Source organism: Phyllobacterium lublinensis, from assembly GCF_020164435.1.
In the GTDB taxonomy this organism is placed as follows: Bacteria; Pseudomonadota; Alphaproteobacteria; order Rhizobiales; family Rhizobiaceae; genus Phyllobacterium; species Phyllobacterium lublinensis.
Genome location: NZ_JAIUDQ010000003.1, coordinates 162,135 through 173,469 on the forward strand (window position 1 = coordinate 162,135; position 11,335 = coordinate 173,469).

The window sequence follows — 11,335 nt, forward strand, 5'->3', positions numbered from 1 at the left end:
CTTCTATCAGTATTTCCTGCCCACTGTCATCGCTGTCCGAAACGCGTCGTCATCATCAATGAAGACGTCTTCGGGACCGGCGCCGACAGCGTCGAAGTACCGGCTGACGAAACAGCGGAAAGCAGCACAAAGTGCGATGTCGCTGATCTGTTGGTCAGTGAATCCGGCAGATCGCAGCCGGTCAATGTCGGCCTGGGTAACCTTTGATGCATCTTTGGCGATTTTCTCCGCATATGCCAGCATCTCGACATCCTTTTCCGGAAGGCCTGCACTTCGGAAATCACCCTGGACAGCCAAAACTGCCTCCTTTGAGCCCAGATCATCGACAAGCTGCTTGCCATAGACATAGGAACAGTAGGTCGACGGCACGTGCTTGGCCGCGATGAGCGTGATCAGGCGCCACTCTCGAGCGCCAAGTGAAAATCCTGAACGAAGCCTTTCGAAGAAATCGGAATAGATCGGCAGGAAATCGGGACGCGCGGTAAAGGACCGTGCGGTCGCCATGACGAATCCATGTTGCGATTTCTGTGCATCATAGATTTCGGCAACCCTGCCTGTTGCCTCTTCTTCCCCTATCGTTCGCAAAAACATGCTGCTCTCCCAATAAGCTTGCGCGCGCCAACCTAGCAGATTTCTGCGCGAACCGGGATTCGGAATGCCAAGATTGGGCGATGGTTCGCGATTGGCGACGGGTAGAATGGTGCCGAAGTTCGCGGATTCGGCGGCGATTCCTGCTCCGAGAGGTGAGACATAAAGTCATATTTGGCTAACTTGTTGAATTTTACAGCGAAAATTACCCTTGAGAGTCTTCTCTCTGCGCCTTGACTAGCGCGGGGCGTAACAATATGTTGCGCGCGACTTCGAAGCGGGGGTGAAGCCCTGCATTCAGCGCGCAAAGGACATTGCCATGGCCACGGGGAAAAGACCCGACAAGTCAGGTTCTGTCGAAGGAGCGCAGGGTGCCGGGAAGATGCCGACTTCGGATGAGCTGGACAGCCGTCGCCGCTCTCTGGAAGCAAAGCTTGTTTCCAAAGGCGTGGGGCCAAAGCCCAGCTCCGGTGACAAGGGGACGGAAACCGCCTCCGGTGTCGCGCAGGCCATGAAGCTGTCGAGCGAATTCATCGCGGGCGTTCTGGCTGGTGCGGGGTTGGGCTGGTTAGCTGACCGATTTTTGGGTACTTCACCTTGGGGGCTGATTATTCTGCTTCTCCTTGGTTTTTGTGCTGGAACGCTGAATATCCTGCGGTCTGCAGGGCGTGTGGCGGAAAACCGCGGCGTGACCTCCATCAAAGAGGCCAACCGCGACAAACCGGAATAGGTCCTGGCGGCAAGTGCGCCCCAGGAATGGTACGAGAGAGACGAGGTTAGAGTGTCCAACGATCCGATTCATCAGTTCCATATCAACAAGTGGATCCCCATTGATGTGGGCGGAATTGATCTATCCTTCACCAATTCGTCGGCCTTCATGCTTGCCACGGTTGGCGTGGCCTCGGCATTTCTTTACTTGACCTCATCCAATCGTGGCCTCATTCCGACCCGTTTGCAGTCGGTTTCCGAGATGGCCTACGAATTCGTCGCATCAACCTTGCGTGAATCGGCGGGCAATGCCGGGATGAAGTTCTTCCCGTTTGTCTTCTCGCTGTTCATGTTCGTGCTCGTCGCCAACATGCTCGGCATGTTCCCCTATTTCTTCACCGTAACCAGCCAGATCATCGTCACCTTCGCCCTTGCAGTTCTCGTGATCGGCACCGTGCTCGCCTATGGCTTCATGAAGCACGGTTTCAAGTTCCTCGGTGTCTTTGTGCCCTCGGGCGTTCCAGCGCCGCTGCTTCTGCTGGTGGTGCCGATTGAGATCATCTCGTTCCTTTCCCGTCCGATCAGCCTTTCAGTTCGTCTTTTCGCCAACATGCTTGCTGGCCACATCACGCTGAAAGTCTTTGCAGGTTTCGTTGCTTCGCTGGGCGCGTTCGGTGCCATCGGCATTGGCGGCGCGATCCTGCCGCTTGCCATGACCGTCGCTCTGACCGGTCTCGAATTTCTTGTGGCTTTCCTTCAGGCCTACGTCTTCACGGTGCTCACATGCATGTACCTGAATGATGCAGTCCATCCCGGCGGTCACTAAGAAAACCCTCACCGGCGGGTTTCCGCCAAACGTAAATCTATGAATGAGAATTCTATCCAAAGGAGTTTAATATGGATCCGGTAGCAGCAAAGTACATCGGTGCAGGTCTCGCCTGTTTTGGTATGGCCGGAACGGCCCTCGGCCTCGGCAATATTTTCGGCAGCTATCTCTCCGGTGCGTTGCGCAACCCTTCAGCAGCTGATGGCCAGTTCGGCCGTCTGGTATTCGGCTTCGCCGTTACCGAAGCTTTGGGCATCTTCTCGCTGCTCATCGCTCTTCTGCTTCTCTTCGCTGTTTAATTCAAACAGTGACTGATGCTGGCTGCGCCTGGCGCGGCCAGCATGCTATTTCATGATTGGGCTTGGCCCGAACCCAAGGGGGCAATAAATGTTTGTGTCTTCGGCTCATGCCGCATCCACAACCGATACCATCGTCGCTCAGGGCGAAACCCACGGCGCTACCGACCCGGCTGCTCCGGGGACCACGCCTGACGCCCATGCCACGGAGACGCACACCGAAACCGGTGTCGCTCATGAGACCGGTGTATTCCCGCCCTTCGACTCTACCCATTTTGCATCGCAGATACTCTGGCTTGCCCTGACATTTGCGGTCTTCTACCTGTTCCTGTCCCGTGTGATCCTGCCACGCATCGGCGGCATCATCGAGACCCGCCGTGATCGCATCAGCACCGACCTTGATGAGGCCGCGCGCATGAAGCAGGAGTCGGACGAATCCCTTGCTGCCTACGAGCAGGAACTCGCTGATGCCAAGAAGAAAGCCGGCGGTATTGCCCAGGCCGCCCAGGACGAGGCCAAGGCCAAAGCTGACACGGAACAGGCAAAGATCTCTGCCGAACTTGAAAAGAAGCTGAGTGAGGCCGAGGCCAGCATTGCTGCCATCAAGGACAAGGCAATGAAGGAAGTCGGCACGATTGCCGAGGACACCGCTCACGAGATCGTCAAGAAGATTGTCGGCGGAACCGTGGACAAGGCAAGCATTTCCGCCGCTGTCAAAGCCGTGCGGAGCTGAGGAGAACGACGATGGAATTGGATGCAACATTCTTCGCCCTGGTCGGCCTCATCATCTTCCTTCTGCTCGTGGTCTTTCTCAAGGTTCCGGGTACTGTCGGCAAGTCGCTGGACGCCCGTGCCGACCGCATCCGCGACGAACTCGACGAAGCCCGTCGCCTGCGCGAGGAAGCACAGTCCCTGCTGGCTGAATATCAGCGCAAGCGCAAGGATGCCGAGAAGGAGGCAACCGAGATCGTTGCCATCGCCCAGCGCGAGGCGCACGGGCTGCTCGAGGAAGCCAGGAAGAAGACCGAGGAATATGTTGCCCGCCGCAACAAGCTCGCCGAGCAGAAGATCGCCCAGGCCGAAGTCGAGGCAGTCAACGAGGTTCGTGCTTCTGCCGTCGATATCGCCGTTGCCGCTGCGAGCCGCATTCTGGCCGACAAGGTCGATGCCAAGACATCGGCAGACCTTTTCAAGTCGTCGCTGACGGAAGTGAAATCCCGCCTCAACTGAGAACCGGGACCATGCAATCCGAAGAAGCCGCCGCAAGGCGGCTTTTTTGTTGCCGCGGTTCCGCCGCCGGCTAGGTTCGGCCCGAAAAATGTCGGGTACCGCTGTACAAACCGCGAATCTGACCCGAGAAGTCGCCGAAATGCGGTAAAAATTTCAATTGAAGCGCTAAATCAGTAGGTACCAGGTTGAGAGCGGAGTGACCTGCTAGATCTGGCGGTCCTTCAGCGGCGAGAAGCTGAAGCGGTGCAGCCCCACGACCGGCCCGTGGGTTTCCATGGCGTTGCGATGAAACTCGGTGGCATAGCCGGCATGGGATTCAAGGCCGTAGAGCGGGTAATAGCGGCCGGTCTGCGCCATCATCCGGTCGCGCGTCACTTTGGCAAGGATCGAGGCTGCTGCAATGGATACGGAGCGCTGGTCGCCCTTGATGAGCGCGGTAGCGGGGCAGGGCAGGCCGGGAGCGACGTCCCGTCCATCGATGAGTGCATGGCCCGGCACAAGGGCAAGTCCGCAAACGGCTCGACGCATGGCCTCAAGGGCAGCTTTCAGGATATCGGTCGCATCGATGGCAGGCGCCGATACGCTCGCAACCGCGCAGGCCAAGGCGGTATCTGTAATGATTTCAAACAGTTCTTCGCGGCGCTGCGCTGTCAGGCGTTTTGAATCATCAAGACCGTCAGGGATCTTCTTCGGATTGAGAATGACCGCAGCGGCCACGACCGGACCCGCCAGCGGCCCGCGGCCCGCCTCGTCGATGCCGACGACAAGGTCTATCCCGCTGCGCATGAGTTTTCGCTCGCTGGCAAAGTCCGGTTTGCCAGGTTCGAGAGGAAGAAGCAGAGAATCAGAACGCGATCGAGCCATGTTGCGACGAAACTCGCATTCGTTCTGATTCTCTGCAAGCCCTTGGGTAGCTGATGGGGTGGGCTACCCAAGGTCACGTCAGGCCGGATGGGGATATTGCCTGACGGAATTATGATTAGAACAGTGACAATTGCTCACTGCCAGGAGTGGCCGCGAACAGGTCCGTGCGCAGCCGCCTCTTCGAAAGGTTCATGCCGAGCCGCTTCGCCGCCAGCTCAAATCGCCGCCCAATCTGCCAGGCGTAGGGGCCTTCACCGCGCATGCGCTTGCCCCACTCGGCATCGTAATCCTTGCCGTCCCGCATCGACCTGACCAGCGACAGCACATGCCGGTAACGATCGGGATAATTGCGCAGCAGCCATTCCTTGAAGATCGGACTGACTTCCAGCGGCAAGCGAAGCAGAACGTATCCGGCCTCAAGCGCGCCCATCGCGCGGGCGCTGTCGAGAACGCGTTCGATCTCGTGATCGTTGAGACCCGGTATGACTGGCGCAACCATGACGCTGACCGGTATGCCCGCATCAGAAAGGGTGCGCAGGGCCTGCAGGCGGCGCGTTGGCGTCGAGGCGCGCGGCTCCATCGTCCGCGCGAGCTTGCCATCGAGCGTGGTTACCGAGAGCGCCACCTTGGCGAGACCCTTCTCAGCCATGCGGGCCAATATATCCTGATCGCGCATCACCAAAGCTGATTTCGTAACGATACCAACAGGATGATTGTGCGCTTCCAGGACCTGGAGAATGTCGCGCATGATGCGCCACTTCTTCTCGATCGGCTGATAAGGATCTGTATTGGTGCCGATTGCTATTGTCTTCGCCATATATCCAGGCCGTGACAATTCCTTGTCCAGCATCTTGGCGGCATCTGGCTTGGCGAAAAGTTTCGATTCGAAGTCGAGCCCCGCCGAAAGACCCATATAGCTGTGTGTCGGCCGTGCGAAACAATAGATGCAGCCATGTTCACAGCCACGGTACGGGTTAATGGAGCGATCGAAGCTGATATCGGGAGAATCGTTACGCGTTATGATCGTCCTCGGCTTCTCGACCTGAACCTCTGTCTTGAAGGGCGGCAGATCTTCTATTGTTTCCCAGCCATCATCATAAACATGGCGGCTCTCGGCTTCGAAGCGTCCTGTCGGATTCATGCCGGCACCACGGCCGCGACGGCGCTCGCCATCAACCCGCAGCCCGGCCTCCTCGATCAGCACATTGGCATGTTGTGCGCGACCTTGCCCGAAGGCGGCCTTGTCCGCTTGCACGACGATGTTCATTTGCAATCTCCCTGGCACGGTGAGCGAACGAGTCGCTCATGCAACATGAATACATTCCTATCAAATAAGCAGAACAAAGCAAGAACAATCTTCGCCAAAAGGAGGATGGAAATTCATTTAACAATACTATATTTGCTGCTGATGATTTCAGTCCTGATTGAAACCCAGAATTCCGATGAACTCCTGGCCAGAACCCTTGGTGGTCTGGTTGGCGGTGCCGTTGAAGGCTTGCTGAGTGACGTGGTGGTCATCGATCACGGCTCCGTCGACCAGACCCACCGCGTAGCAGATCAGGCCGGTTGTATCTTCCTGCAGGACCAGACCCTGATCGACGGATTCAGGCGGGCGCGGAGCGAATGGTTCCTTTTTCTCGAGCCCGGCGCGCGTTTGCTTGATGGCTGGATCGAGCCTGTGGCAACCCATATCGAGCGCATGCAGGGACCAGCCTGTTTTACCCGGTCCCACACCCACAGACGCCCGTTTCTGAGCCGGGTTTTCTCCCCGGGCAATCCGCTCGCCGACGGGCTTCTGATTTCCAAGCGCCAGTCCATGGCGCTGTTCAATCCCGGCAAGAAGGCGGTTGATCTGGCGCGTGGCCTTGCCATGAAGCGGCTGAGGGCGGAAATCATTCCTGCGGCGCTGAAATAGGGCCCCGTCAGCTCTTGCCGCCGGTTCGTTTCAGGTGTTCGTCCAGGCGAGGCATGATCTCGACGAAGTTGCAGGGCATGTGGCGGTAATCAAGCTGGTACTGGAGAATATTGTCCCAGGCATCCTTGCAAGCGCCTGGCGACCCCGGGATCACAAACACAAAGGTCGCGTTGACCACGCCGCCGGTTGCTCGTGATTGTATCGTCGAGGTGCCGATCTTGTCGTAGGAGATACGGTGAAACACCTCGGAGAAGCCGTCCATGCGCTTCTCGAAGATCGGCTCCAGTGCTTCAGGGGTGACATCGCGTCCGGTAAAGCCGGTGCCGCCAGTGGTGATGACCACATCGATGTGCGGGTCTTTCGACCAAGAAAGCACGCGGTCGCGAATTTTGTCCCTGTCATCCGTCACAATGGCGCGCTCGGCCAGCGTGTGACCGGCGGCGAGAAGCCGCTCCGCCAGTATGCTGCCGGACTTGTCGTCTTCAAGCTTGCGCGTATCGGAGACCGTCAGAACGGCGATCTTGACCGGCACAAAAGGGCGTGTCTCATCGATGCGGCTCAAGTTCAGATCCCTCCGTGATGCTGCGGGTCGCAACGACAAACCAGTCCGGGTGTCGCTGGCGAAGCCTGGCGGCCGCGATTTCGGCATCGTCATTGCTGTCATAAATGGCAAAGCAGGTGCCACCCGAGCCGGACATGCGCACAAGCCTTGCCCGCGTACCGCGCAACGCGTCCATTGTGTCAGCAATTGCCGGAGCCAATTTTGCGGTTGCGCCATACATGTGATTGTGGGTTTCCGCCAGATAGGCACAGACGTCGGCAACGGATTGCAAGGCTGGCAACGCGGGCAGGGGCAGGTTGTCGCGTTTTTCCAGTGCCGCAAAGACCTGTGGTGTGGAAACGGTCACGCCATTGTTGGCAAGAACCATCGGCAAAGGGGGGAAGGCGGCGACGGGCTCGATATCCTCGCCAATGCCGCGCGCAATCAGGGATCTCCCGCGCAGGCACATGGGGACATCTGCGCCCAGCCGCAAGCCAATCGCGGCCAGTAGCTGTGGCTCGGCCTTGATTCCCCAGAGCGCTGCCAGCGAACGGATTGTCGCCGCCGCGTCGCTTGATCCGCCGCCAATGCCGGAGGCAATCGGAAGATGTTTTTCAAGATGAATGGCGACGGGCGCCGCCTGTCCGGGGAAATGCTGGCGCAGTGCGTCCCTCGCCCTGATCACGAGGTTGTTCCCGTCGTACGGTAATTCGCATCCGAACGGGCCCGACATCTCGAACGAATCATCCTTGGCGTGCCTGACAATCACTTTGTCGCCGAAGGCCGCGAAGACCACCAGACTGTCCAGCAAATGATAGCCGTCGCTGCGCCGCCCTGTGACATGCAGCGCGAGATTGATCTTTGCCGGGGCAGCCAGGCTGATCGCGCGATCAAGATGGTCCAGCATTATCAATCTTTGCGCAGACGGTATTCGCCGGTCTCCGGGTCACGCACAAGGGTACCCTGCGCGTGGTTCTGCACTTCCTTTTCAGCCTCGCGAACACGCTGGGAAACCCGCTGTGCTTCTCTCTTGAAGGAACGGTAACCATAATAGGCTGCGGCACCCACAAGAGCGAAAAATATCAACTGTGCCATCGTCCTTGAACCTCGATTGCCGATGCAGACTACACGATTACCATAGCATGGACCCGGCCGGGTCTATAGTCGATTTACAAACCGAAGCGCGACCAAAGTGCACGTTCCTCGGCTGCTCCAATCAGCCCATTGGCAAGACCGGAGCCGAGCTGATCCAGATTTACATCGACCGACGGGGCCTTGCGTCCAAATAGCCCCCGCGGCGCTGAAATCAAGCGGAGCTTGGTTTTCGGGCCATATTGCGACCGGAGATAGGAGCGCATGTCGCCAAGACCGTCGACCAGACCGAGCTCCAGGCCCCTTGTTCCGGTCCAGAACAGACCGGTAAACAGATCGGGGTTGTCAGTAAGTTTCTCGCCGCGCCGTTCCTTGACCAGATTGATGAACGTTTCGTGGATTTCGAGTTGCAGCGCCTTCAGATGTTCGACATCTTCCTTGTTCTCGGGCCGGAAGGGATCGAGCGTTGCCTTGTTCTTGCCCGCTGTGTGCACACGCCGCTCGACACCGATTTTCTTGATGAGATCTGTAAACCCGAAACTGGCCGAGACGACACCAATGGAGCCGACGATGGACGAGGGGTCGGCGATGATCTCATCGCCCGCGACTGCGATCATGTAACCGCCCGACGCAGCGACATCCTCGACGAACATATAGACTTTCTTGTTCTTTTCCTCGGCAAGGTCGCGGATGCGCCGGAAGATCAGGCGCGACTGTACGGGGGAGCCGCCTGGCGAATTGATGGAAATTGCCACCGCCGGCGCATCCTTTTCGGCAAATGCCTTCTCGAGAACTGCAGCCGCCGAGCTCAGCGACAGGTTCTGCCGGAATGGGCCGCCTCCCGTCATGATCACGCCCTGGAGGCGCACAACGGGGATTTCGAGGTAATCGGGGCGCCAGCGGCGGGGCAATAATTTCCGGATGAATCGGGCCAAGCGTGTCTCCTGTCACTATATTTGTTAGAACCATGTAAGTGGTGCTTTAAAATTCTCAATGTCTAAAAGATTCCGAAGGTTGGCTTTTCCCGGCACAGCAGGCGGCGGTCAGAACAACGCTGCCAGCCCATTGTTGATGGCGTTTGCCCGTTCCGTGAAACCGTTTCCTGTCTCATGATGCATTACCAAGGCCGGTTGCAGTGACAGACCGGCACGGCTGCCCCTGATACCCTTGATGACGATGCGGATAGCCGCATCCTGCGGTCTTGGCTGCACGGGAATAATGACCAGGCCGCCGAATCGCCCCTGCAACGCCTCCAGTAGGTCGACAATCGATGTGGGACGGGCAATGATGCCGATCGCACCGCCAGGTTTGACGATGGCTGCCGCAGTCCTGATCCATAGCTCCATCATGCCTTGCGTCATGACATGCGCCTCCGCCTTGACCGGATCGGGCGTGGAACGGTCAGTCGGGGGGTTGAAGGGCGGATTCATGATGGCAAAGTCAAAGCCGTTGTCGTCGAGACCTGCCGCAACCCGTGCCCTCCCGGTCAAGGTGACGTCGGCTTGGATCACTTCGGCACGGCCGGAAAATGCACTGTTTTCCGGCAGTGCCAGCGAACGCCGAGCGAAATCGGCCATGAAATCCGAACGCTCGATCAGTGCCGCCCGTGCATCGGGGCACCGCGAGAGAACAGCAAGTCCGGCCGCACCAGCCCCCGCGCCGAGATCAGCAAGGCGGCCCCGGAATCCTCCCGGCACGACACTCGCAAGGATCATCGCGTCGACACCAGATCGATGTCCCTTTTCTGCGGGCTGAAGCAGATGAAACCGGCCGCGATGAAATGCGTCAATCGTATACGGAGCATCGTTGGCGAGCATTGGTCAGCCCCGAAGCTCCTGTTCAATGCCGGCATCCTTGAGGATCTGCCGTGCTTCCTTTTCACGGTTCTCGTCAACCATGACACGGCGCGCCAGAACACCAAGCGATCCTTCCAGGATGCTCATGTTTGAATCGGCCACAAAGTGCCCGATACCGGCTTCCTTCAGCAAGGATTCGACGAAGGATATCACGACAAGGTCGTTGGTTCGCATTATTTCAATCATGTCATTACCGTCATGGAAGCCAGGGTGTCGCCGTTGCCGCCCAGCAAATGGCGCGTCTGGACTGGCCTTATCACGAATTTGTAACCCGTGCTATTTTTGCGCGCCAATTCGCCGCTTGCGGGTTATAGCCTGTCAAAATAAGGTGTCGCCGCATCATGCCAGAACCTTAGGAGTTTCGTTTTGGGCGTCGTTGTCAATCTTGACGATAAGAAGAATAGCACCGGATCTGTTCAGCCGCTGATCGATCTGACGAAAGCGGATATGGGCCGGGTCAACGAGCTTATCCTGTCAAAAGCAGGGTCTGACGTCGAGATGATCCCCGAAGTTGCCAATCACCTGATCTCGTCTGGCGGCAAACGCCTGCGTCCCATGATCACGCTCGCAGCCGCGCGCATGTTCGGTTATCAGGGCGATGGCCATGTCAAGCTCGCGACCAGCGTCGAGTTCATGCACACGGCGACGCTTTTGCATGATGATGTCGTTGACGAAAGCGATCTGCGCCGCGGCAAAAGCACGGCGCGGATGATCTGGGGCAATCAGGCCAGCGTTCTCGTCGGTGATTTCCTGCTTGGCCAGGCCTTCAAGATGATGGTCGATGTCGGCTCGCTGGAAGCTCTCGATGTGCTCGCGACCTCCGCTTCGGTGATTGCCGAGGGCGAGGTCATGCAGCTTGCTGCGGCAAAGAATCTCGAAACGACCGAGGATGAATATCTCGCGGTGATCAAGGCCAAGACGGCGGCGCTGTTCTCTGCGGCTGCCGAAGTGGGGCCGATCATCGCATCGGCATCGCGGACGGACAGGCAGGCTCTGCGCTCCTATGGTCTCAATCTGGGGCTTGCCTTCCAGCTTGTTGATGATGCGCTTGACTATGGCGGCAACGCCAAGGATCTCGGCAAGAACACCGGCGACGATTTCCGCGAAGGCAAGATTACCCTTCCCGTCGTTCTGACATATCGGCGTGGTACTTCGGAAGAGCGGCTTTTCTGGAGGGATGCGCTGGAAAACGGTGCAAATGACGACAAGGGGCTGGAAAAGGCCAAAGGTTTGATGACGCGTTATGGCGCACTTGGTGATACAATACAGCGTGCGCGGCATTTTGGCGGGATTGCCCGGGATGCCTTGGCTCCTCTCGATCAGTCACCACAGAAGGATGCGCTTCTCGAAGTGATCGACTTCTGCATCAGCCGCGTCAATTGATGCAGCATGGGTGTCCGCAAGAGCGAGGCCGTTTCC

16 protein-coding genes are annotated in these 11,335 nt (G+C 58.1%); 7 read left to right on the forward strand and 9 right to left on the reverse strand.

The window, feature by feature from the left end; all coding sequences use genetic code 11:
- Positions 1-6: 6 nt before the first annotated feature.
- Complete coding sequence (locus K9U38_RS05440) at positions 7-591, reverse strand: carboxymuconolactone decarboxylase family protein (RefSeq protein WP_224493326.1); 585 nt, start codon at positions 589-591, stop codon at positions 7-9.
- 316 nt (positions 592-907) lie between these two features.
- On the opposite strand from K9U38_RS05440, the gene K9U38_RS05445 reads away from it, so the two are divergent.
- The 5 genes from K9U38_RS05445 to K9U38_RS05465 all read left to right on the forward strand — a co-directional run bounded on the left by K9U38_RS05445 (position 908) and on the right by K9U38_RS05465 (position 3,648).
- Entirely contained in the window at positions 908-1,318 is a 411-nt protein-coding gene (locus K9U38_RS05445) for an AtpZ/AtpI family protein (RefSeq protein WP_224493327.1), read from the forward strand.
- Between the two features lie 51 nt (positions 1,319-1,369).
- Positions 1,370-2,122, forward strand: a complete 753-nt coding sequence (locus tag K9U38_RS05450) for a F0F1 ATP synthase subunit A (RefSeq protein ID WP_224493328.1) — start codon at positions 1,370-1,372, stop codon at positions 2,120-2,122.
- 71 nt (positions 2,123-2,193) lie between these two features.
- Positions 2,194-2,421, forward strand: coding sequence for a F0F1 ATP synthase subunit C (locus K9U38_RS05455; RefSeq protein ID WP_008125314.1), 228 nt, complete (start codon positions 2,194-2,196; stop codon positions 2,419-2,421).
- Positions 2,422-2,509: 88 nt separating this feature from the next.
- On the forward strand, positions 2,510-3,151 hold the full coding sequence (locus K9U38_RS05460) for a F0F1 ATP synthase subunit B (protein WP_224493329.1): 642 nt from the start codon (positions 2,510-2,512) through the stop codon (positions 3,149-3,151).
- A 17-nt stretch (positions 3,152-3,168) separates the two neighbouring features.
- The gene (locus tag K9U38_RS05465; protein ID WP_224493508.1) at positions 3,169-3,648 is read left to right on the forward strand and encodes a F0F1 ATP synthase subunit B; all 480 of its coding nucleotides are present in this window, start codon (positions 3,169-3,171) and stop codon (positions 3,646-3,648) included.
- Positions 3,649-3,852: 204 nt separating this feature from the next.
- On the opposite strand, the gene rnhB is transcribed toward K9U38_RS05465, so the two are convergent.
- Both rnhB and K9U38_RS05475 read right to left on the reverse strand, forming a co-directional pair.
- Positions 3,853-4,512 (reverse strand): ribonuclease HII, encoded by a 660-nt coding sequence (gene rnhB / locus K9U38_RS05470; RefSeq protein ID WP_224493330.1) that lies wholly within the window; start codon positions 4,510-4,512, stop codon positions 3,853-3,855.
- A gap of 115 nt (positions 4,513-4,627) precedes the next feature.
- Positions 4,628-5,779: a PA0069 family radical SAM protein gene (locus K9U38_RS05475; protein ID WP_224493331.1), complete on the reverse strand. Its 1,152-nt coding sequence runs from the start codon at positions 5,777-5,779 to the stop codon at positions 4,628-4,630.
- Between the two features lie 141 nt (positions 5,780-5,920).
- Between K9U38_RS05475 and K9U38_RS05480 the strand changes: the two genes are divergently transcribed.
- Positions 5,921-6,427, forward strand: coding sequence for a glycosyltransferase (locus K9U38_RS05480; protein WP_224493332.1), 507 nt, complete (start codon positions 5,921-5,923; stop codon positions 6,425-6,427).
- 7 nt (positions 6,428-6,434) lie between these two features.
- Here K9U38_RS05480 and moaB read toward each other — a convergent pair whose 3' ends face one another.
- From moaB to K9U38_RS05510, 6 genes are all read right to left on the reverse strand, one after another.
- Entirely contained in the window at positions 6,435-6,989 is a 555-nt protein-coding gene (moaB, locus tag K9U38_RS05485) for a molybdenum cofactor biosynthesis protein B (protein ID WP_224493333.1), read from the reverse strand.
- Positions 6,973-7,875, reverse strand: coding sequence for a 4-(cytidine 5'-diphospho)-2-C-methyl-D-erythritol kinase (locus K9U38_RS05490; RefSeq protein ID WP_224493334.1), 903 nt, complete (start codon positions 7,873-7,875; stop codon positions 6,973-6,975). The genes moaB and K9U38_RS05490 overlap by 17 nt, the downstream gene beginning before the upstream one ends.
- A 2-nt stretch (positions 7,876-7,877) precedes the next feature.
- Positions 7,878-8,063, reverse strand: coding sequence for a hypothetical protein (locus tag K9U38_RS05495; RefSeq protein WP_224493335.1), 186 nt, complete (start codon positions 8,061-8,063; stop codon positions 7,878-7,880).
- 74 nt (positions 8,064-8,137) lie between these two features.
- A complete protein-coding gene (locus K9U38_RS05500; protein ID WP_224493336.1) occupies positions 8,138-8,995 on the reverse strand; it encodes a S49 family peptidase in 858 nt (285 codons plus the stop codon).
- Between the two features lie 108 nt (positions 8,996-9,103).
- On the reverse strand, positions 9,104-9,877 hold the full coding sequence (locus K9U38_RS05505) for a tRNA1(Val) (adenine(37)-N6)-methyltransferase (protein ID WP_224493337.1): 774 nt from the start codon (positions 9,875-9,877) through the stop codon (positions 9,104-9,106).
- Positions 9,878-9,880: 3 nt separating this feature from the next.
- On the reverse strand, positions 9,881-10,102 hold the full coding sequence (locus K9U38_RS05510; protein WP_224493338.1) for a putative signal transducing protein: 222 nt from the start codon (positions 10,100-10,102) through the stop codon (positions 9,881-9,883).
- A 180-nt stretch (positions 10,103-10,282) separates the two neighbouring features.
- Here K9U38_RS05510 and K9U38_RS05515 point away from each other — a divergent pair, with 180 nt between their 5' ends.
- Complete coding sequence (locus K9U38_RS05515; RefSeq protein ID WP_224493339.1) at positions 10,283-11,299, forward strand: polyprenyl synthetase family protein; 1,017 nt, start codon at positions 10,283-10,285, stop codon at positions 11,297-11,299.
- Positions 11,300-11,335 lie beyond the last annotated feature (36 nt).